Origin of the sequence: Nostoc foliaceum FACHB-393 (assembly GCF_014698505.1) — a bacterium.
In the GTDB taxonomy this organism is placed as follows: domain Bacteria; phylum Cyanobacteriota; class Cyanobacteriia; order Cyanobacteriales; family Nostocaceae; genus Nostoc; species Nostoc foliaceum_A.
On the sequence record NZ_JACJTD010000014.1, the window covers coordinates 1 to 25315 of the forward strand.

Below are 25315 nucleotides of genomic sequence, written 5' to 3' on the forward strand. Positions count from 1 at the left end.
TCCAGGTTAGACTGCCCTTCAGGCTCTGGTGCTCTAATAAGGAAACAACCTCGCTTGTATCAGCCTTATCTTGGAAGTTACCACATTTTCATTCATGGTAATGAAATTTTTTCATTGGGACTGCCCTCTGCCTTCTGCCTTAAAGCGCGTAACCTTTCATGATCACCAAAAGTTGCCAAGAACCTATTTATGCTCTAAAAAAGGGGCTGTTCTTGTTAGGTCTGTAATAAAATTCAAAATTCAAATTTGATTGACAGATTAATAAATTCAAGAGCCAGGTGTCTAATTCATAACTGATTTTGGCGACAAATTCCAAATGCTGAAGTGTAGGCATGTAAGAAGGTTCTGCCACCAACAGGGCCGATTTCACCACCACAGAAAAAACCGCCTACAGGAATATCGTTGAGGTAGCGTCGAAATAGTTCAGAATCGAAATTTGGTTTACCATATAGCCCTTCACCTCGCCCCAGACAGGCAAACATTAAGGCAGCTACGGCAGAGGGTTCAGACTCTCGTTGGTGTTGATAACTTTGGAGGAGTAATTCTAGGTCTTCAGCAGAGGCTTGGGCATCGCGTAGGTGGAATTGCAGCCTTTGACCAGGACGGACGCGATCGCCAATTGCGATCGCTCCAGCGGTTGGATCGACCCCAAGAATACCACGAATTAAAAAGTCTCCCTGTTGCAAAGCCAACTTAAATTCATCCATCGCCACACCAACAAACAGAGAGTGCTGTGCTAAAGTCCGTTCGTGTTCGCTGAGACTGGCAATCAAATCTCGCAACACCACTAGAGGCACTTTCTCATCTAACTCTAAAATAATATTGCGATCGGCTTTTGTAACTTGTAATGGTTTTCCAATCGGTCGGCATCCTTGGGCTACAATCGTTTCCAAAACAATATTGCCAGTCAAAGCTATACCAACAGTGCCCTCACGATACAAACTTTGGCATTCCTCGCCCTTAGTATCATTACAAAAAAGAGCAACACGACCACCCATCCCTCCACCACTAGCTTGTCCCCCCACTATCACCGATCCTGGATAAGCAAAATCCAGTCCCTGCAACAAATCGTTGATTCCAGAGGCGAAAGAACTAGACAGCAAAATGAACTGGGGTGTTGGTGATGCTGGCACACCGATCAAATCAACCCAAGCATCTGGTGAACTGTCTAAGTCAGGTAATTCTTCAGCAACAACATGAAAAACTTGAACCTTCACTCCTGGAAGGTGTGCTAAAGTCAAGCTAATAGCTGGTTCAGCCTCCAATTCTTGGGTTTCTCCGCTAACTGTAGTCCCAATCACACCTCCACCACTACAGCCAATTAGCACAGGCACAGAAAGTTTCTCAGCTAACAAGGGTAACAGTCGGGAATACTCACTCGTAAAAGCAGACGAAATGAATACCAGTCCTAGATCCGCAGGTGCTGTTAATGATGAGACAGCCCGTTCCACCACATCTGTAACAGCTGCTTCCAAAGAATGACGGGTTGATAGGGCGTTTGCCCACTGCATTTGGTCTGCCATGAGTTTCGGACTTCTTTTTCTTTTTAGGCTAGTAAGTTTTGATTTTTGATTTTGGGAAGAATTGCATCCTACAAGAATTGACACCAGCCCTTTGTCTCCTTTATCCCAAGAAGTTGGGGTTGTCATTCCTAATAGATGCATCTAAATATATTGTATGATTGTTTATCTATGGTACCGATTCCACAAAATCTTAAAAAATAAAGATGAATGCATTATAGATGCGGCAGTTTACTGTAATGGTTATAAATCAATAGGCTAAAATACTAACTTATTAGCTAAGTGGTTAGAATGGTTAGTAATCAAGCTAAAATCTGCCATTTCTGAAGTTTTTCTATACTAGTATTAACAACACACAACGAGACTAAAGCAATGACCAACATCCAAGAAACAGCAAAGAGCGACATCCAAGAGAAAATCCAAGAAGAAGTGGAGCAAGCGCGTACTGTCTGTGACATTAGCGGTAGCGGCTCACCAGAGTGTGCTGCTGCTTGGGATGCAGTAGAAGAATTGCAAGCCGAAGCTTCCCACAAGCGCCAAAGCAAGCCAAAGAATTCTCTAGAACAGTACTGTGATGACAACCCAGATGCAATTGAATGCCGGGTTTACGACGACTAAATATTGAGACAAGTGAATTTTCTGTCCCTTTGGTCAGCAAGCAACCAAGATTTACTTACTGAGATTTAGCACTTTTACCTCACTCCCGCCTAAAATCTTCCTCTCCTTCTTTCATATTTTTCCCTAACGGGCAAAAAATTGGTGAAATATCTGGAGTTAAGGATGTATAAAGGTTAAGCTTTGAGAGTTTTTATCTTAAAAGGAAACCTTTGTACCCAAAACAATTGGGCTTTTGTCCGGGAGTATTCAAGTATATAGCCGCTGGGTGGGTTTTTAACAGACTCCCTAGCGGTACTACAGGTAGGTGCAAAATCTAAGTTGAGGATCTTTGAGTTGCTTGTTTTTTTTGCTAAATAGAGAGATTGAGGAAAGTAAATTAAAAAATTTACTATGTAATACCTTTTGCACAAATCTTTGCAACAAATGAATTGGCTGTAGAGGTGTATAGAATGTTGTTGGTGTCAATTTAACAAAAAAACGATTCTAGAAACAGCTTTTAGGATTGTCTCGTCAAGAGTCTCTGACTGGGAATGCCCTTCGTTGGGGCTGTCGCCTTCCTTACTGGCGGCAGAGCCGCATTGAGCAGCATTTTCAGCCTCAGGCTGGAAACGAGGATTGAAAAGGGTTTTTGACACGTATGACATTCTATATGTCCCTACAATCGTGTTTATAGTATAAATTTCGTGAAATAGTAATGAATTGAGGAGCCACTTACTTGTACAAAGAAGTTAGAGCACAGTCTTGAGGCTAGACACTAAGCTTTGTACTTTGATTAAACTGTTATGTAATATAGATAGACTACTTGCTAGCTAATAGCTTACAGGGTTGTCAGTTATAGATACTTGCTCTTGGTTAAAAATGTTTTATTTATCGTTTGAGAAAAATTATGGACTATAACGTTTGGTTTCGCCCTTTCGTCTGGATTGATTATCGGCTAGCAGTATTATTCCTGGTAATTATTCCGCTAATTCTCCTGATTTGGGCATTTGTGCAAAAAGCAGAAGGCATACAACGCTTGTTAGCTATATATTGGCGAGTATCAAGCCTAGTGGCAATAACTATTTACTTAATGATTGCCCAGTATCCAGTTAGCTTTATCTCTGGGTTGATAGCTCAGATTTTGATCCCGATTTCGCTGTGGTTCTGGGTGGATATTAACGATGAAATTGAGTATCAAACTAGTGGCTCTTTGAAATTGATTTTTACCTCTTGGCGCTGGGCTACAACTGTTTATTGTATTTTGGGTACATTAGCCTTTATCCCGTTTGTAGGTTGTGCCTTTTCTGCCAATTTGCTAAAAACCGCCTATTGCCGTGTCTGGTTTGAAGCTCCGTTGCTATTCAAAGAATATTTCCATGCTAATAGCAAGGCTGATTTCTTAGGTTTTCTTGGCATAACTAGTTTAGTAATTTATGTGCTTTACTTAAGCTATTTTGTTCTGATTAAGCTGGGCAAGCAGGGACGTTCAGCCACACCACAGTAATCTTCGCTGCCCACAGTACCTCTAATTTTAAAAACATGAATTCCATTGGCAAGCGACTGGAACAATACACCGCTAAACGCCCCCAAGAAGTCCTACTTGTAACGGTGGAAATTGCTGATGAGCAAGATACCATTGCTGTTTTCAAAGGCTTTTCCAGTTCTTTGATGCGCCCTACGGCATTTGATGCAGATGTACCAGTTTTGCCAGATGGAGCAAACATCCTCAACATTGACCGAGTAGCCAGTCCTTATAATCCTGAAGCACCCCGTTATGTTCAACAAGGACTTTCTTGGGAAGCTATGGAAGCTTTATTATCAGAAATGGGAGTATGAATAAACCGATTGTTTGGATACATGGAGATTGCCTTAGTCCATACAACCCTGTACTGCAAAAATATCCCGATGTCCCAGCTATCTGGGTTTGGGACGAGGCTTTGATAGATGAATGGAAACTGAGTATCAAACGTCTCACCTTCATATACGAATGCTTGCTAGAGTTACCCGTTGTTATCCGTCGCGGTAATGTGGCACAAGAAATTTTAGCTTTTGCTAAAGAACATGATGCGAATTTAGTGGTCGCAGCCAACAGTCCCAGTCCCCGGTTTGATGATATCTGCAATCAAATAAAGGGTTCTATAGCAGTGGACGTGCTTGAGGTAGAACCATTTTTTGAATATGATGGCTATATTGACCTGAAGCGGTTCTCGCGCTATTGGAAAGTGGCTCAAAATTATGTTTTTGAATAGCTCAATTGTTATATTGTAATGTCTAGCGATCGCAGATCCAACTGATGAAGCAATCTGCTAGTTACAGCTTACAAATGGCAAAATTTATGAAGCATTAAATTTTCTGACTACCTTCTTGTGCTAAATTACTAAAGCTTGGAGTTGGGAAACTCCGGTGAAATTCCGGGACTGTGCCGCAGCTGTGATGGGATCACCCAAGTCAGAATGCCAACCCTCAAGATGTCCTCAATCCACACTCAGCGTCTACTCCCTGCGTTGCACGGGGAAGGAGTTCCAAGTTTGCTTTCTGGATTTGCCACTTGTCCTGGCTTGTTTTATGCTACACCCGCCGCAGATGGTATATTATCTCGCATTAGAATACCAGGTGGAATTATTAGTAGTCAGCAGTGCCGTGCGATCGCAGATATAGCAGAACAGCACGGTGGCGGCTATCTGGATGTGACTAATCGAGCTAATTTACAAGTCCGCGAAATCCACAATGGGATAAATACTGAAGTTCTAAAGTATTTACAGAGTATAGGACTCGGTTCTCACAATCCTGTTGTAGACCATATTCGTAATATTATGACCAGCCCTACTGCTGGTATCGACCCGCAAGAATTAATCGACACTCGCCCTTTTGTCCAAGGTTGGGAGCATTATATTGCTGCACATCCGGCCCTTTCGGGACTGTCAGCAAAATTTAGCGTTTGCTTTGATGGTGGTGGGATAATTCGGGTGTGCGATCGCTTGAATGATATCCTATTTGCTGCTGTCTTAGTTAACAGTGATGTTTACTTCCGCCTCTCTCTCAGTGTAGGGACAAAGGGTCAACCGCCCAGCGATATGGGAATATTGTTACCACCAGAGGAATGTTTGCCCGTCTTGGCAGCTTTGGCGGATGTCTATCTAGTTCATAGTAATACTACAAGTAAGCGTCGGCTACGGCTCTTAGAGTTATTGAATACTTTGGGTTGTGAAAATTATCTCCAGGAAGTTCAGCAGCGTCTACCTTTCCCTCTTTTACGCAGTGAAGCAAGAAATGACCTAACCCCCCAACCCCCTTCCCTGCAAAGGAAGGGGGAGAAATTCTCTCCTCTTTTGCAAGGAGAGGGTTTGGGAGAGAGGTCAAATGCTAGCTATCAGCATATTGGCATCCATCCCCAACGTCAAAAAGGCTTATTTTACCTTGGTGTTGTCTTGCCCCTTGGGCGATTGGAGAGTAGACAGATGCGGGGTTTAGCAGATTTAGCAGCAAAATACGGCAGTGGAACTCTCAGGCTAACCCCTTGGCAAAATTTGTTGCTAACTGATATTCCTCAGCAATGGTTTGGCGATGTCCAGCGAGAAATTGCTTGCTTAGGATTAGATTTCTCAGCAACCAACATCAAGAGTGCATTAGTTGCCTGTTCTGGAAAAAAGGGTTGTGCTGCTTCTGCTACGAACACCAAGGATCATGCATTGGCATTAGCAGAGTATCTTGAAACTCGCGTCATTCTGGATTGCCCTGTTAATATCCACTTCAGCGGCTGCGAAAAATCCTGTGCCCAGCATAGCAAAAGTGATATTACTCTGCTCGGTGTCAGCATTGAGGCTGACAATGGAACTGTGGAGGGTTATCACATTTATGTTGGTGACAGCAAGCAGAAATTCGGACGTGAAATATATCAATATGTAACTTTTACCGAACTACCTGCATTCATAGAGCGGATGCTATATGTATATAAAAATCAACGCCTAAATTCTGATGAGTCCTTTGGGAAATTTGCTAATCGATATGCGATCGCCCAATTACAGGATTTATTTAAAATTATTCCTAAATCATTCGTGAACAACAAGATTCCCAAGTTATTGGAAAAGTCGGGAATCTGAGTCTTTCGATTTTCATTGGTCAATCCCAAATTTAAAATCCCAAATTTAATGCCCGACTACATCCGAGATGCCAACGAAATTTACCGTAATTCCTTTGCAATCATCCGGTCAGAAGCAAACCTAGATGTGCTGCCACCAGATGTAGCAAAAGTCACTGTGCGTCTCATTCATGCCTGTGGGATGACGGATATTATTCCTGACTTGGCATATTCCCCGACAGCGGTGCAATCCGCAAGGGAAGCACTAGCACAGGGAGCGCCGATTCTGTGCGATTGTCGGATGGTTGCCGATGGCGTTACCAGGCGAAGGTTATCTGCAAACAATCAAGTTATTTGTACCCTCAATGAGCCGGAAGTGCCAGAAATTGCCCAGCGTCTAAATACTACAAGGTCGGCGGCAGCTTTAGAATTATGGCGATCGCACCTGGAAGGATCAGTGATCGCAATTGGCAATGCGCCCACAGCACTGTTTAGGCTGTTAGAAATGCTCGATGAAGGAGCGGCTAAACCTGCTATTATCTTAGGCTTTCCAGTTGGGTTTGTCGGTGCAGCAGAATCGAAAGCAGCACTAGCAGCAGATAGCAGAAATGTACCATTTTTGACCTTACATGGTCGGCGTGGTGGAAGTGCGATCGCAGCCGCAGCAGTTAACGCCCTGGCAACGGAGGAAGAATGAATATGAAAACCAAAGGTCGTCTTTATGGAATTGGTGTCGGCCCAGGCGATCCCGAACTATTGACTCTGAAAGCGTTGCGGTTATTACGTGCGGCCCCTGTGGTAGCCTATCAATCAGCAACAGATAAAGGAAGTATTGCTAGAGCGATCGTGGCGCAATATCTTCCTGGCAATCAAATCGAGGTGCTATTTCACCTCCCCCGCGCTTTGGAGCCAGAAAAGGCAAAGTATATTTATGACAAGGAAATTGAACCAATCGCCGACCATTTAGCAGCCGGTCGAGATGTCGTGGTGCTGTGTGAAGGTGATCCATTTTTCTATGGTTCCTTCATGTACCTGTTCACGCGGTTATGTGACCAGTACGAAACAGAAGTTGTCCCTGGAGTTTCCTCGCTGATGGCTTGTCCAGTAGCCTTGGGTGTCCCGTTCACCTACTATACCGATATCCTCACGGTGCTACCCGCCCCATTACCCGCAGAAGAACTGACTACACATCTGCTGATGACTGATGCCGCTGCAATTATGAAGTTGGGTCGTCATTTTACCAAAGTACGAGATATCCTGCATAAATTAGGGCTAGCATCACGGGCAAGATATATTGAGCGGGCATCAACTTCACAGCAACGCATCGTACCCTTAGATGAAGTTGATCCAGCCGAAGTACCCTATTTCTCGATGATTGTGATTCCCACCAAGAATCGGCTATAGTCCTTTGATAAATTCATCGAAAATCGAAAATAGAATAACCTCCTGGCAGATTGAACCAGGAGAGTTCAAAAAAATTGATTCATCTTTACAAACGTTGTAGCAGGCTCAAACCGTGGGTATCAGTACCACAGGTATTGAAAAGAAAGTATTCATCAGCCAACTTTTGCACTTGTTCTGATTCCAATACGCTGGGTTGCCAAGGGTTAGGGTTATTGTAGGCGTAGAAAGTTTCCACACCATCGATACCCTTTTGGGCCGCAGCTGGAATTAAGTCAAAATGCGATCGCTTGTAACGAGCCGGATGAGCCAGAACTGCCAATCCCCCAGCTTCATGAACAGCGGCAATCACGTTACTTGCCTGATATTCTTGGCCTATAGTCGGCCTTCTTTGGAGATAAGGCTTCATGCTAGGGTGTTCTGGTGTAAAAGCGTAAGCCAAAATGTGAACTTCTATATCCAAAAGGCTGGCATTAATTTCCACGCCACTCCACAGGTAAGGAGTACTTGCACCAGGATTACTCCACTTCCAGTCTTCTAACCAAGATTGTGCAGCTTGATAGCCGATAATACCATGATGATCGGTGATGGCTAACCCTTTTAGACCAATAGCGATCGCCTGTTCCATCAATCCAATCGGCTGCAACCTCCCATCCGAGTAGACAGTGTGCATATGAAAGTTAAATAACCTTGGACAACTTTGTGCATCAATGTTCTGGAATACTTGCTTCAAAAGTTCTGTGGAAGCAGTAGTCCGGGCCAAATTTACAGCCATAACCCCCTCTGAATAAAAATATATATTTTTAACACACTAAAACGCCCTATCTACAGATGAGAAACCTCCAACACTGTAAATTAGTATTGGTGGCTACTTTCTCAGCTTTTTCAGCAAATTTTTCAATATGTTAAGACTACGTTAGCAAATCTTAACCTCAGTAGTCATGGGTAATTTGGACTACTTAAAATGTAAGTAGTAAAAAATATTGCATATAAAATTTTATAAATATGCTTATAGTATTTGTGTGAAATGGCTTATGTTTAAAGGCTTAGGAGAGTAATTTTCTCTAGCAAGCCTAAGATGTGACTTTACATATCGTGTAAAAAATACTGTGTATAACGGTAATTACACTAAAATTATCTAACTAGTAATTACTTCAGCGTAGGCGTAGCCCACCGCAGGCATCGCAGTGATTGAAAATGGATAATTGTCTACAATAGCTCCAAGAAAACTAGCGATCGCTTGCGGCTAACTATACCCCTCGCGCAATCCCAAAAGAATCTCCCTTCAAGGTGATTCCAAGCGGTTTTACCACAACCTCGCGGGCAAGAGACGCTTCAACTTTTCCGGCAATCACAGCCGAAAGCTGATGTTCTCTTGCGAGGATAACGATCCTCTCTGCATCCTGCATCGACTCTGTATAAAATGCAAATCCTGCTCCGTAATTGAACACGGAAAGCATCATTGCTGCCCCGCCCTCAAGATGACCCTCGGCAAAGGTAAATATCTCCGGCACCGGGAGCATCGTTTCGATGACGTACCGCAGCGGCTTCACCGACCGCATCAGCTTCTGCCAGCCATGGCCAGTAATATTCTCCATTGCGGTGGGACGAATTCCCTCACCGAGCACCGCCTGCACGAGCGGCGTGTAGAGATACGAAGCGGCATTCATCGCTTCCCAGAACTCCTGCCCACTTGGAAGTTTTGTTCTGTAGCCATCAGGAAGAGACTCAGCAAGCTTTCGCAGTGGGGTAAAGCCGTTCTCATGGGGCCCCGAACTTTCGACGAGAACAATAGTATTTCCGGCATCTAGACGCGAGCTATCAATGGGAGCGACACCAGCCGGCATAACCCCAAAAACCGAACCTGCGATGTCGAGCCGACCTGGAATCATCTTTGTTTTTAGTTGAGGAGTTTCCCCTGAGAGGTACACACACCCCACTCGTTTGCACGCCTCAACCACTCCATCAAGAAACCCATCAAGGAACGCGGGGGTAAATATCGTTTCAGGAGTACTCGATGGCAGATACAAACCGAGAAGTATAGTCTGCATACCTGATGTTGCAGCATCATTCGTAAGACACGAGATGATCTTGATACCGATATTCCACCAGAAGCGTCGAAGCTCTTCTTCGGAAAGGTCGTCAGGTCGAGTATCGTCTGCGGTGCCCAGTCCTTCCGGGACAAGTGTCATAGAAAGTTCTCTAGCTCCCGCCTCTAGAAATGGAGCAAGGTTGAAGCTGAAAGCGTTAGCACTTGCTCCGAGACCCGATGCGGGAACGATGCCATAGGCGCTTGCAAAGCCAAGCGTGCGTTTTGCAGCATCGATGAAGCGTCGTTTTGCGGCATCGAGAGTATCGTAATCGACTTGATCGAGAGCTTGAGCCATCAGGTTACGTTTTAAGTTAGAAGTTAGAAGTTAGGAGAGACGCGATTAATTGCGTCTGTGCAAGAGTTAAAAGTTAGGAAAACTCATAACTCCTAACTTTAAAATACCTCATCTTCAATACCACGCCACCATTCCCCCAAATTCATCAAGTCTTTGTAAATGTCTTCTAATTCTTTGGTATAGACATCGTTTGTAAGAGTAGCTCGACGCTCTTGCAATTTCTGGAGGCGCAGTTGTACCAAGACCCAAGGTTTAGTGATGCTATTCGTTGCTTCGATGTATTGTGCTAGTTCTTTGCTATCCATAATGTTTTATATTTTGATTTTCATTTAACTACTTTTATTCAAGTGATTGCCCATACCGCCACTGAAGAATGGAAAAGGGAGAAATTAAAAAGAATTTCTCCCTTTTCTTGCTGGGCTTTCTGCTTCAACTTTTGTAAATTAACTGATTGTTTCTACTTTACATAGTCTGGCACAAGCCATGTATACACATTTAACTTTACTGTTCCCAAAAGGTAGGGTAGCAGCTTGCTAACATGTATAGCAGCCAGTTTAAAACTGACAATTAATTAAGCTTTGGCCAAGTTTTCAGCAGCAAAGTCCCAGTTGACCAAGTTTTCTAGGAAATTCTTGATGAACGCCGGACGGGCGTTTCTGTAGTCAATGTAGTAGGCGTGTTCCCAAACATCTAAGGTTAGGAGTGCCTTCTGACCATAAGCTAGTGGATTTTCTGCATTTGGTGTTTTAATCACCTTCAGCGTCCCACCATCATCAATCAACCAAGACCATCCACTGCCGAATTGAGTTGCAGCCGCGTTAGAGAACTCTTCCTTGAATTTGTCGAAGCTACCAAAATCTTTATCGATTTTGGCTGCGAGATCACCAGTAGGTGCGCCGCCACCGGCTGGTTTCAAGGAATTCCAAAAGAAGGTGTGGTTCCAAACCTGGGCAGCATTGTTGAAAATTCCCACCTTAGAGGAATCTTTGAAGGAAGTTTTGATCACTTCTTCCAGAGACTTATCAGCAAGTTCTGTACCTTCAGTGAGCTTGTTGAGGTTGTCTACATATGCTTTGTGATGCTTGCCATAGTGATACTCGAAAGTTTCAGCTTTCATGCCATGTGGCTCTAAAGCATTAATGTCGAAGGGTAGTGGGGGCTGTACAAATGCCATTGTGTCAAATCCTCTCTTTACCGGTTTCCAGTTTTAAGCTATTACAGAAGCTTAGGAAATTAACAGCTTTTATTTTTGGGGTTTTATGTCTTTAATGATGAAACATAAAACTTAACATCGTCATTTTACTACCAAAGTGAAGATAAAAACAAAGTACTCGTCCAATAAGTCAAATCGCTAGTAAATAATGACTATAAATAAAAATGGCTAATATTTCCTAGCTTAAAGACCAATAAGTAATTAAGTAGGCATAATTAAACGTAAAATGCCAACCACTGAAATCATCTTCCTGAGCAGGTTTTAGCTTCTGGAGGTGGTAGCATCTTGAGGTTTCCCCAGGTGGATTAACTGCCGTCCTTCTACCTCCAGCAAAAACTGCTTTTTACTTAGCATTTAGGAATTAAAGCTTTCTGGCTTCTATCTGTAGCAAGATTAATTGAGATGTGAGGTATCAGTCGAAAGCGTGATGATTAAGTACTGAAAAAATCTAAAATTTAGAATACGAGACTAAAATTTGAAAATTATTTATTTTGTTTCTGGGCTGTTTCTGGTGGGTGCAGTTTTAAGGATGGTAAGTGAATAATTACTCATTTACCACCCTTTTGAACTAAAAAACTAACAGCAAATAGCGGTGATTACCACTAAGATAAACGCTGCTGGTAGTAATCAACAATTTGTGCTGTGACTTCAGAAATACTCAGGCCATCGGTCTGAACTTCGATCGCATCGGCAGCTTTTTGCAAAGGAGAAACTTTGCGTGTACTATCTTTCCAGTCACGTTCGGCAATATCTCGTTCCAGCTGCTCTAAACTCACTTCGGGTTGACCTTGTTTGTTAAAGTCTTCCTGGCGGCGACGGGCGCGTTCACTCACAGAAGCAGTTAAGAAGATTTTCACTTCGGCATCAGGGAAAACGTGAGTACCGATGTCACGACCTTCAGCCACTAAACCACCTCTTTTACCCCAATTTTGCTGTTGTTTAACCAGTGCTTGACGGACAGCGCTTTGTGCGGCGATCGCAGATACTTTAGATGTTACCTCAATCGTGCGAATTGCCTGGGTAACATCAGTACCGTCAATCCAAACACGCACACTCGATTGTAAATCCTGAGTAGGAGTAAGTTCAATTTTACACTGGTTAGTTAATTCAGCGATCGCACACTCATCATCAAAGGGAATGCCCTTTTGCAGTACTAACCAAGTAACAGCCCGGTACATTGCTCCTGTATCTAAATACACTAAACCTAGGTTTGCTGCGACTTGACGCGCCACTGTGGATTTCCCAGCCCCGGCTGGGCCATCAATGGCAATAATGGGTTGACGATCGCGCAATATAATATTGTCAATCAAACGTGTAGACCCAAGACGAGCTGCGATCGCCAACATTCCTTCCTCCTCAACTTTTTCTAAAGACATCAACGTAGTCGGTTCAACCAATTCAATATATTCCACTAAAATCGTGCTGACTATAGCCACTTCTTGCTGTACCACTGCTATCAACTTGTTGCTATTGCGATCGCCTGCAATGAATGCAGCTTCAGCTCGTCGTAAGCCGCGATATAATGCCGCTGCTTGCTCTTTTGCTGTTGCAGTCAAATATTGATTACGAGAACTGAAGGCAAGACCCGACGCTTCCCGCACTGTTGGACAAGCAACAATTTCTACTGGCAAATTTAAGTCAGCTACTAAGCGTTTAATAATTGCCAGTTGCTGACCATCCTTTTGACCAAAGTAGGCACGGTCAGGCTGTACCAAGTTGAAAAGTTTGGTCACAATCGTAGCGACACCCTGAAAGTGACCTAGCCGAGAACGACCACACAAGCCTGTTATCATAGCAGATGGGGGGATAACTTGTGTAACCTTTGATTCTTGTATACTCTTCTGGGGAACTGCCATCTCTTCAGGAGTTGGTGCAAAAATGGCATCTACCCCAGCTTGTTCACAAAGTTTTTGGTCTTGCTCTAAAGTGCGGGGATAGCGTTGATAATCCTCATTAGGAGCAAATTGCAAGGGATTGACGAAAATACTCACAATCACCGTAGAATTTTCTTGTCGCGCCCGTTGGATCAAGCTTAAATGACCCTGATGCAAATTCCCCATTGTTGGCACCAGACCGACTGCCGTCTGATACCAGCCAGCCATCTCATCTAGTCTCAGATCCTCAGTAACCGCAATTAGCTTCTTTTCTGAGCAGTGTTTAGTTAAATAGCAGCGTAAAGCTGCCACTGTTGTCAGCAGGCGCACAAAAATACCCCTAGTTCTTATCGATCCCTCCCCCGTTAGTTTATATCTGAAATAGAGGGAAGAGATGATTGAACTAGGGGAATTAAGTGATACGGAACTGGAATAGGGGACAGGGGAAAGGTTATAGGTGACAGGTGATAGGGAATAATCTTTTCCCTCTAACCTGTAACCTGTAACCTACTCGATTATTTCCCCAAAACTTCAATATGTACTGGTGCCACGCCACTGCCCATCATTCCCAAAATGCGAGCTGCGCCAGTAGACACGTCAATGACTCGACCCCGAATGAATGGGCCTCGGTCATTAATTCGCAGCACTACAGAACGACCATTGCGGGTGTTGGTTACACGGACTTTTGTACCAAAGGGTAAGCTGCGATGAGCGGCAGTCATTCCTTCAGGGTTGAATCTTTGGCCGCTAGCAGTACGATTACCAGCAAAGTCATAGCCATAAAAAGAAGCTATACCTCTCAAGGTGGCTCGCACCGAGCCGAGGGCAATTTGTTGAGGCTGCTTTGGCATTGATATTGGTTGACGCACTGGTAAATTAGCAATCTCTTTTAAGGGAGATGCATTGCCTAGTAGCCTCCGCAGGCGATTGGTTGCTTGCAATGCATCTTGCGCCAGATTGTTGGTGCTATCTGCTAGTCGTGTACCTTCGTTGATTTCGACCAATTCTTCGCCATTAATTTTGATTATGTAGCGATCGCCATTTTGCTGGAGAGGGGCGCTTTTGTTTTGCGCTTGATTGGCAGTAGATTTTTCCCCTGCTTTCCAACTTACGGTAATCTTACTCCCGTCTACATTTTCCCGATTCAACTGGTTGATCTTAGCTGCTATTACACCAGCTATCTGAACCGGGTCATTGTCACCGTAGCTAATCTGGTTACTCACATCTGTTACGTTCCCAGCATTCAGTCCATTTGATGAATTGCTAGCAATAAGGGCGTACGATTGTACGCCCCCAGTATTTCCAATTTCACCAACTTTTTTAGTTTCAAGATTCGTATTTGATACAGAACTCAAAAAGGTCAGAACAGGTATATTTCGGATAAAAAGGGTTGCCGCCTTACGTCCTCTAATGTTGTGAGGATGAATTTCTGTAATCACAGCATCCAAGGTTTGTTTCCCTGCTCTGGATTGGTACTCTCCCACCTTCACCACTTCAGGGGCAGGTGATTTTTGGGAAGCTAGCGCATTTCCCTTGGTGGTTTGAGTGCAACCGACTGAGGGTATGCCCAAAACAGCCATAGAGAGGGTAACAATAATCCACAAATGTCTTTGATTCATGCGTCCGTTTTTAAAGCGACTGTAGAACTTAAGTTTTATAACTCGCGGGATTTTTCACTAGTGAAAGTGAATACCCTTCTGAAAAACTCGAACTCGTTCCGTTTTCACTTTGTTATTTATAACTGCAACAGACTAACACGAACCTTTTGGCTTGGGGATCAGGGTTTTAGCGTAATTATTGGCAGCTTTCTCTAATTCCAATTCCAATTTTAAGGGCGAAACCTTTCTCAAATAGGGACTTTGGCTATGTAACGCTTTTTTTGGCAAGTCAAAAATTTCTTAAAAAGACTTTACGCTTATTCCACACCAAAGTAACGATACCCTATTCACATCTGTTCTAAAGGCTCGTAACTACCCGTGTATTCTAGATTACATATATTTTGTCTATTTCCTATAAGAAGGTAATATAACTTTCATTAAATGGCAACGGCATAAATACTCAAAATCACTTATTTAATGAAATATTCAGATTTCCCTATGAATAAGTCGTGATATGAGTTACATCTTAAATAATTATGCAGATTAGTTTGAGTTTAATATCTTGTTTCAAAGTTTTTTCTACTTAGATTAATCATGACTTTTATTCTCCATGACTAGACTGAAACTAGTGATATATATAACTTATCGTACTAGTATTACTGAGTATAAAAAAAAGGGCAATACTCAACTTAATATTTTTCAGGATGAATGACTCAAAAATTAAGAAAACTTAGTGATCGCTTGGAGATGAATTTTTATTGGTATCAAAAATAACAATAGATGTTTTTTACTCTAAGTAGTTGCTCAAGTATGATGTTTTAGAGCAAGCTGTCTTTTCCAAAATCTTTCCAATTTTAGGGATGTACAGCTGCACCCCTACTATATATAGTGAGTATTTTGGGGAATGCTATCAGCATGATGACAAACCAAGCACATCAAGGAGATTTTAAAATAGAACCATCGCCATTATTAGCTGTTCTCAACGAGTTGCATTCCCAGTACAAGTCAGTGCGGGAGGGTGCAGTAACGAAATTTATTCCGGAACTGGCAAAGGCAAACCCGGACTTGTTCAGCATTTGCATTGTGACAGTAGATGGTCAGGTTTACAAAGTAGGCGACTACGATCACCTCTTTACCATTCAGTCAATTTCCAAAGTATTTGCTTATGGACTTGCCTTAGAAGATCATGGACTGGATTACGTATTGACTAGAGTTGGCGTGGAACCGACGGGGGATGCATTCAACGCGATTATTTTGGATGAGCAATCGAAGCGACCTTATAACCCAATGGTAAATGCTGGAGCGATCGCAACCACCAGCTTAATTAAAGGTTCCGGGCCAACCGAACGCCTCAACCGAATGCTGGATATGTTCAAGCGATATATTGGCCGCGACGTGTTCGTTGACATTTCAGTTTTTACCTCAGAACGGAGTACAGGGCATCGCAACCGTGCAATGGCGCATCTGATGCTCAACTTTGGCATGATTGACCGGAACATTGAAGAGTCGCTGGATCTTTATTTCCAGCAGTGTGCTGTGATGGTGAATTGCCAAGACTTAGCAGTAATGGCGGCTACCCTTGCTAACAGAGGTATTAACCCCATCACCAAAGAACGGGCGGTAGATAAGCGTTACATCAAAGATATTTTGAGTGTTATGTATACCTGTGGGATGTACAACTTTGCAGGTGAGTGGGCTTATAAAATTGGGATTCCGGCGAAAAGCGGTATTTGTGGTGGAATTATCGCTGTTGTACCCAATAAAATGGGCATTGGAGTTTTTTCGCCCTTGCTAGATGTGCGTGGTAATAGTGTGCGGGGGGTGAAGGTGTGTGAAGAACTTTCCCAACGGTTAGGTTTACATTTATTTGATTGTTCAGGTCAGGAGGTTAAATTTCAATAAATTTTGCTTGAAGTTAAAAAACCGCTACATAAAAACTACTCAATATTAGCCTTTTCTAGACTAGATAAATTTATCAAAATCTGATTTCTAAGCTCTGATTGTGATTCGGTAACAGGCATACCATCGCCAATTTTTGAAACTTCAATAGCCATGCCTACGGCTGGCTACGCCTACGCGGCAGTCGGAAGGATTAGTTTAAACGCCAATCTCATCCATCTTTAGATAGTTAGCCAAGTTTTCAACAGCATATAAAATGTTTTTTAGATATGAAATTTTTATAATAGTGAGTTTTTGCTAACAGTTACAGATAGGCGAGATGGCTTCTATCTCATAGTTCTTTTAAGGCGATAGTCGGGATGATGATTATGCATGAAGTTTCAAAACAAACTATAGAGACAGCACAAAAACATGCTCAGAAATCAATGAAACATAGTAAAGAGGTACAAGAGTTGGGTAAGAGTTTAGAAACAGATGAACAAATCGAACCGGAACAAAAAGAACGTATCGAAGCTTATGGAGAAACCATGCACGATCACGCGCAGAAATTTCAAGATATGGCGCACAGGCTAACAGAAGATCCTTCAACAGATGTATTTTCAAAAGCAGTAAAGGAGCATATAAAGGTAAATGAAGCCCATATCAAAGCCATTAAAGAATTTCAAAAGATACAGCCGCCAGCTTAAATGAGATTTTAATTGGATATTAAATTTATTTGCTTTTAGCTGGATGTATTATTGAGCTTGTTATAAATCTAATAACTAATTGAGCCTTTTCATTTCTGTTAAACACAGTCGAGTTGCCTATATATGTGATATTGGGATGCCGGATATAGACGGTTACATGTTGATACAGCAAGTGAGAAACTTGTTTGTACAAGGCGAACAGATAAGGGACTTCCAAATAAAAAAATATACCATCGCTATAGAGGCAGGGGGCAGGGAGCAGGGGGAGGGATAGTCGTAGTGAAGTCCAGAAATTGGATAATTTAATTTCTGGAAGTCCCTAAAAGCGATCGCCTTGACAGTCTATGTTGGAGAGATGAATCAGCAACAGGCACTAAAAGCAGGTTTCCACAAGCATATCTCTAAGCCAATAGAGCCAATGACGTTAGTGCAAGCAATATCTAGCCTGATTCGGTCTACTTAGCTCTAACGTCAAAATTCTTCTGCTTGGGGAAGCGGGAAGATTTCACCAGCCAAGTAAGCTGGAAAGTGCTTTTGAAAATACAACCAGGAAGTCATATCTTCACCATCTATCAATGCTTTTGGGGCTTTTTTATATAAAGGAATACGGTTATTAATTTCGTCTTGCAGCAATGGGGGCAGTTCTGTTAAACCATTGACTTTGCTGCCAACAGCACTGTAGATAAGTTGACCGGGGCGATCGCCCATTTTCATCCAGGGAAGCCATTGACCAATCCGATCCCAACTTAGTTTAAGTTCAGAAACAGAGGAGAGGGCTGTGTTGAATAAATCTGCGGTTGGCACAGTTAATTTAAACAATTCGGCTGCCTGATAAATTGGATTTGGGCTGTATTCGGCAAATTTTGGCTCGTCTGCTAAGGGATTGGGGTAATAGGGAAATATATCAAAAACAAAGGTTGTGCTGTCACCATCTACTTGTGCGGGAAAATTTCCCTCAAACTTACCCTGTACAGGATTATTAGCAACGTGAATCACCGGAACTGTCTCACCTGTCCAAGGATTCTCCCATTTGGATAAAACCTCATCTGTTTTTGGGTTGAGATAGTAAGTCAGTTCCCTGGAAGTAAAATCCCAGCTACCCTCTGCTGTGGGAATACATCTGCTAACACTCAATCCCAGCATCTTAAACAGGAGTTGTCTTTTCTCGCCGGGGATAAAGGCGTAAATTTTACCTTTCCAAATCAGGAAAGTCGATTCGGTAGGGTCGAGGGAAGAACGAGTTTTAACCCAGTGCTGCGCTTCAAGTTCTTGAATTTGGGCAACCATCTAAAGCATCCTTAGTATCTGGATAACAAAAGAATAAGCTAACCTGCATCTTTGTTATTAGTCATTAGTCAAAAACTAATGCTTCATGCCCAATACTTCGGCAATTAAACTGATTCAGAAAGTTGCTCATCCAGACGGCGAAACAAAAATAGCCAAAGTGGTAGGGAACTATTAATCGCAATTAATCGCACTAAATGACCAGTTGTGACAATTTCAACATTATGATTTAATGCCAGGGAAACTAGGATCATTTCTGCTGATCCTCCTGGGGCTGTGACTAAAAGACAGGTTAACCAGTCCCAAGAGGTTAATTGCATCGCAAGTATAGCAGCGATCGCTCCGGCTATGAGGGTCATCCCCACAGAGATCAAGGCATAGCCGACAGTCCGCTTTCTAAAGTTGGGTTTGTCTCCCCAATATTCACCAATAGTAATTCCCAGGAGCATTTGACCCAATAAGTTTATTATTGGCGGCGGACTAAAGCTAATATCACCCACAAAAGGCAGCCAATGCAGCAAAGGATTAAAACCGATACCAATCAACAACGCACCAAAGAAATCGCCAGCGGGAATTTTAAATAATATAGCTGGATAAACAACTAATCCAGTGATTAGGAGTACTAACAAGAGTAATTCTAGTTGAGATGGATCGAGATTGAGCCAAGCAGCGTTGATGGGGAGTGTTTGCGGATAGTAATTACCAGCTGATGTTCTAGCGATGAAGGGAATTAGAACAACTACTGAGGTGACGCGAATCGCCTGAACTAGGGCAACCAAGCTAACATTTTTATTGTAATCGGCGGCGATCGCTGCCATAATTCCGACACCGCCAGGAACTGTAGCCAGCATTGCTGTCAATAGATTAGTTTTGCTGATGCGGGAGTAAATGTAACCAATACAGCTTCCACTCAGCAGCAAAAACAAGGTAAGAAAAATAAATATGGGAATACCAGAAGCAACACTAGCCAGATTACCGTGAGCATTGGAAGCGCCGACAGTTAAGCCTACAAGTGCCATTCCCACTTTTCTCGCAGTGCGGTTAGGTTGGGGAGAATATTGATAAAAAACTCGACACCCTTGAAGAACAACTGTACCAGCTGCAATCCCACCAAAGATCCAGGCAATCCTGCCAATTTGAAACTTTGCTAGGAGTAAACCCAGAGGTAATGCCAGAAGCATTTCTAAGGTAAGGACAATTAGTTGCTTCGTAAATAGCTGTTGTTTCGTAACAACAGGAGTTTCATGAATGTGTTCTTCCAGGCTGGGAGCAACACTTAGGCTTTGATTCATCGATATGAGCTTTTTTATTAATTTAACTATGCATTTAAGGTAATGCGATCGCGTTGAAGGAAGAAGGTGGCAGGGGACCGCACTTCGCCGGAGGCAGAAGGCAGGAGATTGCCGAAACTTATCCTAGCTTTCTTTTCCAATTGTTATAGAGGATAGGGGCACAACAGCAGTTGTACCCCTACAAATAATTGGTATTCCTTTCAACAGTTTTCAGTGAACAAATTTAATACTTCACCCGTTTAATCTTCGTCAAGGGCTGGGAAAGCTTCTTCAAGCTGCCACAACCTATCTTTGTTTTGAACGAACCAAATACGAGTTTCTGGAGTTAATTTGCTCCAAATGACTTCAACAGGGATGTGAGGAGATGCATATTGGTACTGCTGACCAAGTGATTTGAGATTGTCTGCCACATCACGGGGAATTCCGAATTGTTCCCAGTCAACTGTGATATTTCTTCCCGAAACTCCGGCTGTGGGGTCGAAAATCAATTGCGCTGATCTGACTAAATCAGCAAAGTGTTTCGGTTTGAGTTTGGTGATCTCCTGAATTTGGAGTGATTCGTTATGCTCTTGAGACATTATCGCCGCAGTGGTAAAGATTAGTGATTCAGTTGAACTTACTGCCAGAGATTTTTATCCCAATATTTTTACTTTAGCGCAGAGCCACTAACTTGATCATGACTTAACCACATAAGAGGTTTAAGCAAATTGTTTAAGGTGAACAAACTTTTGATACCATGTCTAAGCTAATTTAAATTCTTGCTTTTCCTCAAGTGACTCAAAGGTAGAAGTTGGTGGTGTCGCCTGTAGTGTCTCTGTTTCTAATGACATAGTTTTCTCCAGGTTTCTATGATTTTATACCTTTGAATCAGCAGATTATTAGTCCCAGAGATAGAATATTTTTAGGGTAAAACTTCAAAAATTAACAATGTAAATGCACTGGAACATTCCTGTTTTAGATACGTTATTTGATTAATTCAATGTTGTAGCTTTTACCTCAGTTAATCATTTTCGATCAGAACTGTAACAGCTGCGATCGCAATCAACATTTCGTCATTTTTATCGTTGAGTTCGGGAATCGCCCGCCCTTGAACTACCATCCCCCCAGATTCTACGGTAAGAGTTTTCCGACCAAATGGTAGTACAGCTAATACTTCTTCTTCTCTAACTTGTTCTGGATATGGAACTGCTACCTGAACCTCTATAATCATTTCATTGGGATGACTTAAGCCAGCAACTTCCCAAACACCAGGTAAAGCATTGTGAGCGATCGCATTTCGTACTGCCCTAGATGCTGCTACTGTCGGTTCTTGTCCATGCTGATCTATTCCCATCCCCATCTCAATAATCAACCGTTTACGTGCCATTACTACCTCCTGTAAATTTTGCACCGATAAATCAGGAGTCAAGAGCCAGAATTTAGAGTTATGGGACTTCCAGAAATTAAATTATCCAATTTCTGGACTTCACTACGACTATCCCTCCCCCTGCTCCCTGCCCCCTGCCTCTATAGCGATGGTATATTTTTTTATTTGTAAGTCCCTATCTGAATACTGACTTATGACTCCCCAGAGAGCATGTATATTATGTATGGCCTTCTGGGGAGAAGGGAAAATTAGTAGCAGATTTTGATTCGTTTTGCAACTTCTGCTTGAGGTGCTTTAGAGCATGTGCTGCAAGCGACTCAGACGCTCTGAGTAACTTTTCATCACCTTTAGGGCAAACATGGGTGTTTCCTGAACGGCAAACAGAAATTTTTTCTCATCAAGGAAACCCAGTTTGGTATCCACCTTGGCAATAGCTGTGTAAGTTCTATTTTCTACTCCTACAAGTACCCCAACACCAAAAACTTCGCCTGTCTCAATGGTTTCTACAACCTTCCCATTGACTAATATATCCACTGTTCCTTCCAGAATCCCGTACATATGATTACCAGGCTGTCCTTCTTCAAAGATGACTTGACCTGCTGAAAATCCTTTAGGGTCGGGTTGTTTTTGAAAGATACTGACTGTTAATACAGGACTTAGCATTAGAGCAACCCCAAAAATATTGGTTTTTAGACGAAACTTTTTGATAGCTTTAGGCGAACCCAGAAAAGTATACTACTTTCTGTTGCTTAACTCTCAATCCCCGCAAAATTCCTGATGAGTTGCCTAATCTCTTAAAAACCTCTCCCTGGTTTTACTCCGCAAAACCGTCCCTCTCCAAGTCCTACGGTGTACACACAAGTCTCTTGACCTGCACCTTTGTTGTATCAACCTGCACCTTTGTTGTATCGACCTGCACCTTTGTTGTATCGACCTGCACCTTTGTTGCATCGACCTGCACCTTTGTTGCATCGACCTGCAAAAATTAACCTGCACTACGTTACGCAGTAACTTTAAAAGACTTGTGTGTACACCGTCGCCAAGTCAAAGAGGGAGAGACTTGAACAAAAATTCCAGGTAGAGAGAGATTTATCGAACTGACGTTCAAATAGGGAATTTTGGTTATCAGGTCATCTTCTATAATTGATAAAACCTGCACACCTAATTTTAGGCATGAGACTGTGACCGAACCAGGAAGTTACAAAGATACTGTCAACCTACCCAAGACTAACTTTGATATGCGGGCAAACGCCATCAAGCGTGAGCCTGAAATCCAAAAATTTTGGGAAGAAAATAAAATTTACGATCGCCTCTCCAAAAATAACCCCGGCGAATTATTTATACTGCACGATGGGCCTCCCTACGCTAATGGCTCACTCCATATTGGTCATGCCTTAAATAAAATTCTCAAAGATATTATTAATCGCTACCAACTGCTAAAAGGGCGTAAGGTTCGCTATGTCCCTGGTTGGGATTGTCACGGTTTACCAATTGAGTTAAAAGTTTTGCAGAACATGAAGTCAGCAGAACGGCAAAACTTAACGCCTTTACAACTCCGGCAAAAAGCGAAAGAATTTGGTCTAGCGACGGTAGATGACCAACGCCAAAATTTTAAACGTTACGGTATTTGGGGTGATTGGGACAACCCTTATCTAACTCTCAAGCCGGCTTATGAAGCGGCTCAAATTGGCGTGTTTGGTCAGATGTTCTTAAAAGGTTACATCTATCGCGGTTTGAAGCCGGTTCACTGGAGTCCCAGTTCTAAAACCGCTTTGGCTGAAGCTGAGTTGGAATATCCTGAAGGTCACGTTTCCCGCAGTATCTATGCAGCTTTTGCAATCACAAGTTTGGCGGAAGCTGTAAAACCACTGTTGGCGGAATATCAGTCAGATTTGGGTGTGGCTATCTGGACAACTACACCTTGGACGATTCCGGGGAATTTGGCTGTAGCGGTGAATGCAGATTTGAACTATGCAGTGGTGGAAGTTTTACATCCAGAGGCGCAAGCGCAGTGTAATTTCAAATACCTAATCGTTGCTGCTGATTTAGTAGAACGTTTATCTTCAACCTTGGGAGTTGAGTTAACCGTAAAAGCCACGTTCAAGGGGAATGACTTAGAACATACTACTTACCGTCATCCTCTATTTGACCGCGAAAGTCCGATTGTTGTAGGCGGAGATTACATTACAACTGAATCGGGTACTGGGTTAGTACATACCGCACCCGGTCATGGTCAAGAAGATTACATTGTTGGTCAGCGTTACGGTTTGCCCATCCTTGCACCAGTGGATGACAACGGCAATTTTACCGAAGAAGCGGGACAATTTGCGGGGTTGAATGTGCTGGGTGATGGGAATCAGGCGGTGATTGATGCACTGGCTGCGGCTGGTTCCTTGTTGAAGGAAGAACCATATCCCCACAAGTATCCTTATGATTGGCGGACAAAGAAACCGACGATTTTCCGCGCGACTGAACAATGGTTTGCTTCCGTGGAAGGATTTAGAGAAGAAGCACTAAAGGCGATCGCAACGGTAAAATGGATTCCAGCCCAAGGTGAAAATCGGATCACGCCAATGGTAGCGGAACGTTCTGATTGGTGTATCTCCCGTCAGCGCAGTTGGGGTGTACCCATTCCCGTTTTCTACGACGAAGCCACGGGAGAACCACTGCTGAATGAGGAAACTATCAACTACGTCCAAGGAATTATTGCAGAAAAAGGTTCTGATGCTTGGTGGGAACTTTCAGTTGAAGAGTTGTTACCAGAATCTTATCGTAATAATGGCAAGTCTTACCGCAGAGGTACAGACACAATGGACGTATGGTTTGATTCTGGCTCATCTTGGGCAGCTGTCGCTCAACAGCGTCCAGAGTTACGCTACCCTGCTGATATATATTTGGAAGGTTCCGACCAACATCGCGGTTGGTTTCAATCCAGCTTGCTCACCAGTGTAGCGGTAAATGACATTGCACCTTACAAAACTGTACTAACTCACGGCTTCGCTTTGGACGAACAAGGGCGGAAGATGAGTAAGTCAGAAGGAAATGTGGTTGACCCCAATACAATCATTGAAGGCGGGAAAAATCAAAAAGTAGAACCGGCTTATGGTGCAGATATATTGCGATTGTGGGTATCATCGGTTGACTACTCCGGCGATGTCCGCATTGGCAAAAACATCATCAAGCAGATGAATGATGTCAGAGGCAAAATCCGCAATACGGCGCGGTTTTTGCTGGGTAGCTTGGATGATTTTGACCCAGAAAAAGATGCAGTTCCCTTCGAGGAATTGCCGGAACTTGACCGTTATATGCTACACCGCATCACCGAAGTGTTTGAGGAAGTTACCGAAGCCTTTGAGAGTTTCCAATTCTTCCGCTTCTTCCAAACAGTGCAGAATTTCTGCGTGGTGGATTTATCCAACTTTTATTTAGATGTGGCCAAAGATAGGCTGTACATCAGTGCAAAAGATGCTTTCCGCCGTCGCAGTTGTCAAACGGTGCTGAAGATAGCTTTAGAAAATTTAGCACGAGCGATCGCACCAGTACTATCCCACACCGCCGAAGATATCTGGCAATATCTCCCTTATAAAACACCTTACAAATCGGTATTTGAGTCCGGTTGGGTGCAGGTTGAGGAAAAATGGCGTAATCCAGAGTTAGCGGAATTTTGGGAAACGCTACGACAACTCCGCACCGATGTTAATAAGGTGTTAGAACAAGCCAGGATTGAAAAACTCATTGGTTCTTCCCTAGAGGCGAAAGCTTTAATTCATATACCTCACAAGCAGTTAGGTGATGCTATCAAAGCCTTTAACCCTGCTAAAGGTAACGGGATTGACGAACTGCGGTATTTATTGCTGACTTCCCAGGTGGAATTATTAGATTCTGCTGAGGGGTTGCAAGAATTAAAATATACAGCGCAGACAGAAGACTGGACAATTGGGGTAGTGAACGCAGAAGGGCAAAAGTGCGATCGCTGTTGGAACTACTCCACTCACGTGGGAGAATCAGCAGAACATCCCCTAATTTGCGAACGTTGTGTTGCAGCCTTAGCCGGAGAGTTCTAGTAAAGATAGGTGAGTTCAACGAATCTCCCTCTACCTTGAACTAAAGTTCAAGTCTT

Annotated in this window: 24 protein-coding genes and 1 riboswitch; of the genes, 11 read left to right on the forward strand and 13 right to left on the reverse strand. The window is 43.0% G+C overall.

Annotated features, from left to right (window positions below; translation table 11 throughout):
- Positions 1 to 287 precede the first annotated feature (287 nt).
- Positions 288 to 1523, reverse strand: a complete 1236-nt coding sequence (locus H6G92_RS13630) for an FIST signal transduction protein (RefSeq protein ID WP_190894216.1) — start codon at positions 1521 to 1523, stop codon at positions 288 to 290.
- 369 nt (positions 1524 to 1892) lie between these two features.
- Here H6G92_RS13630 and H6G92_RS13635 point away from each other — a divergent pair, with 369 nt between their 5' ends.
- Positions 1893 to 2138 carry a Calvin cycle protein CP12 gene (locus H6G92_RS13635; protein ID WP_190894217.1) on the forward strand — a complete coding sequence of 82 codons (246 nt, stop codon included), beginning with the start codon at positions 1893 to 1895 and terminating at the stop codon, positions 2136 to 2138.
- A gap of 461 nt (positions 2139 to 2599) precedes the next feature.
- On the opposite strand, the gene H6G92_RS13640 is transcribed toward H6G92_RS13635, so the two are convergent.
- Positions 2600 to 2773 carry a hypothetical protein gene (locus H6G92_RS13640; RefSeq protein WP_190971437.1) on the reverse strand — a complete coding sequence of 58 codons (174 nt, stop codon included), beginning with the start codon at positions 2771 to 2773 and terminating at the stop codon, positions 2600 to 2602.
- 251 nt (positions 2774 to 3024) lie between these two features.
- Between H6G92_RS13640 and H6G92_RS13645 the strand changes: the two genes are divergently transcribed.
- The 6 genes from H6G92_RS13645 (at position 3025) to H6G92_RS13670 (ending at position 7599) form a co-directional block, all read left to right on the forward strand.
- Positions 3025 to 3621: a DUF3177 family protein gene (locus H6G92_RS13645; RefSeq protein ID WP_190894219.1), complete on the forward strand. Its 597-nt coding sequence runs from the start codon at positions 3025 to 3027 to the stop codon at positions 3619 to 3621.
- Between the two features lie 35 nt (positions 3622 to 3656).
- Complete coding sequence (locus tag H6G92_RS13650) at positions 3657 to 3953, forward strand: DUF7734 family protein (protein ID WP_190894220.1); 297 nt, start codon at positions 3657 to 3659, stop codon at positions 3951 to 3953.
- Positions 3950 to 4366, forward strand: coding sequence for a universal stress protein (locus tag H6G92_RS13655; protein ID WP_190894221.1), 417 nt, complete (start codon positions 3950 to 3952; stop codon positions 4364 to 4366). Before H6G92_RS13650 ends, H6G92_RS13655 begins: the two co-directional genes overlap by 4 nt.
- Positions 4367 to 4494: 128 nt before the next feature.
- Positions 4495 to 4584: riboswitch (adenosylcobalamin-variant (AdoCbl-variant) riboswitch) on the forward strand.
- Positions 4571 to 6217 carry a precorrin-3B synthase gene (cobG, locus tag H6G92_RS13660; RefSeq protein WP_190894222.1) on the forward strand — a complete coding sequence of 549 codons (1647 nt, stop codon included), beginning with the start codon at positions 4571 to 4573 and terminating at the stop codon, positions 6215 to 6217. Its footprint overlaps the riboswitch before it by 14 nt.
- Positions 6218 to 6265: 48 nt before the next feature.
- A complete protein-coding gene (locus H6G92_RS13665; RefSeq protein ID WP_190894223.1) occupies positions 6266 to 6892 on the forward strand; it encodes a precorrin-8X methylmutase in 627 nt (208 codons plus the stop codon).
- 2 nt (positions 6893 to 6894) lie between these two features.
- Complete coding sequence (locus tag H6G92_RS13670) at positions 6895 to 7599, forward strand: precorrin-2 C(20)-methyltransferase (protein WP_190894224.1); 705 nt, start codon at positions 6895 to 6897, stop codon at positions 7597 to 7599.
- Between the two features lie 85 nt (positions 7600 to 7684).
- Here H6G92_RS13670 and H6G92_RS13675 read toward each other — a convergent pair whose 3' ends face one another.
- From H6G92_RS13675 to H6G92_RS13700, 6 genes are all read right to left on the reverse strand, one after another.
- Positions 7685 to 8371, reverse strand: a complete 687-nt coding sequence (locus H6G92_RS13675; protein WP_190894225.1) for a PHP domain-containing protein — start codon at positions 8369 to 8371, stop codon at positions 7685 to 7687.
- A 475-nt stretch (positions 8372 to 8846) separates the two neighbouring features.
- Positions 8847 to 9983 carry an AIR synthase related protein gene (locus tag H6G92_RS13680; protein WP_190894226.1) on the reverse strand — a complete coding sequence of 379 codons (1137 nt, stop codon included), beginning with the start codon at positions 9981 to 9983 and terminating at the stop codon, positions 8847 to 8849.
- A gap of 98 nt (positions 9984 to 10081) precedes the next feature.
- Positions 10082 to 10288, reverse strand: a complete 207-nt coding sequence (locus tag H6G92_RS13685; RefSeq protein WP_190894227.1) for a hypothetical protein — start codon at positions 10286 to 10288, stop codon at positions 10082 to 10084.
- Between the two features lie 266 nt (positions 10289 to 10554).
- On the reverse strand, positions 10555 to 11157 hold the full coding sequence (locus H6G92_RS13690) for a superoxide dismutase [Fe] (protein WP_190894228.1): 603 nt from the start codon (positions 11155 to 11157) through the stop codon (positions 10555 to 10557).
- 641 nt (positions 11158 to 11798) lie between these two features.
- On the reverse strand, positions 11799 to 13400 hold the full coding sequence (locus tag H6G92_RS13695; RefSeq protein ID WP_190894229.1) for a bifunctional pantoate--beta-alanine ligase/(d)CMP kinase: 1602 nt from the start codon (positions 13398 to 13400) through the stop codon (positions 11799 to 11801).
- A gap of 185 nt (positions 13401 to 13585) precedes the next feature.
- Entirely contained in the window at positions 13586 to 14689 is a 1104-nt protein-coding gene (locus H6G92_RS13700) for a septal ring lytic transglycosylase RlpA family protein (protein WP_190894230.1), read from the reverse strand.
- Positions 14690 to 15586: 897 nt separating this feature from the next.
- Between H6G92_RS13700 and glsA the strand changes: the two genes are divergently transcribed.
- A complete protein-coding gene (gene glsA, locus H6G92_RS13705; RefSeq protein WP_190894333.1) occupies positions 15587 to 16570 on the forward strand; it encodes a glutaminase A in 984 nt (327 codons plus the stop codon).
- Positions 16571 to 16935: 365 nt separating this feature from the next.
- Positions 16936 to 17253 (forward strand): hypothetical protein, encoded by a 318-nt coding sequence (locus H6G92_RS13710; RefSeq protein ID WP_190894231.1) that lies wholly within the window; start codon positions 16936 to 16938, stop codon positions 17251 to 17253.
- 471 nt (positions 17254 to 17724) lie between these two features.
- On the opposite strand, the gene H6G92_RS13715 is transcribed toward H6G92_RS13710, so the two are convergent.
- The 5 genes from H6G92_RS13715 to H6G92_RS13735 form a co-directional block, all read right to left on the reverse strand.
- Complete coding sequence (locus tag H6G92_RS13715; RefSeq protein ID WP_190894232.1) at positions 17725 to 18540, reverse strand: DUF1838 domain-containing protein; 816 nt, start codon at positions 18538 to 18540, stop codon at positions 17725 to 17727.
- Positions 18541 to 18644: 104 nt separating this feature from the next.
- Positions 18645 to 19829 (reverse strand): AbrB family transcriptional regulator, encoded by a 1185-nt coding sequence (locus H6G92_RS13720; RefSeq protein ID WP_190894233.1) that lies wholly within the window; start codon positions 19827 to 19829, stop codon positions 18645 to 18647.
- 239 nt (positions 19830 to 20068) lie between these two features.
- Positions 20069 to 20407, reverse strand: a complete 339-nt coding sequence (locus H6G92_RS13725) for a hypothetical protein (RefSeq protein ID WP_190894234.1) — start codon at positions 20405 to 20407, stop codon at positions 20069 to 20071.
- A 422-nt stretch (positions 20408 to 20829) separates the two neighbouring features.
- Complete coding sequence (locus H6G92_RS13730) at positions 20830 to 21195, reverse strand: Lin0512 family protein (RefSeq protein WP_190894235.1); 366 nt, start codon at positions 21193 to 21195, stop codon at positions 20830 to 20832.
- A gap of 294 nt (positions 21196 to 21489) precedes the next feature.
- Positions 21490 to 21858 (reverse strand): Crp/Fnr family transcriptional regulator, encoded by a 369-nt coding sequence (locus H6G92_RS13735; RefSeq protein ID WP_190894236.1) that lies wholly within the window; start codon positions 21856 to 21858, stop codon positions 21490 to 21492.
- 216 nt (positions 21859 to 22074) lie between these two features.
- On the opposite strand from H6G92_RS13735, the gene H6G92_RS40280 reads away from it, so the two are divergent.
- Together H6G92_RS40280 and ileS are read left to right on the forward strand one after the other, a co-directional pair.
- Positions 22075 to 22206, forward strand: coding sequence for a hypothetical protein (locus H6G92_RS40280; protein ID WP_277926743.1), 132 nt, complete (start codon positions 22075 to 22077; stop codon positions 22204 to 22206).
- 170 nt (positions 22207 to 22376) lie between these two features.
- Complete coding sequence (gene ileS / locus H6G92_RS13740) at positions 22377 to 25259, forward strand: isoleucine--tRNA ligase (RefSeq protein WP_190894237.1); 2883 nt, start codon at positions 22377 to 22379, stop codon at positions 25257 to 25259.
- The last annotated feature ends 56 nt before the right edge of the window (positions 25260 to 25315 follow it).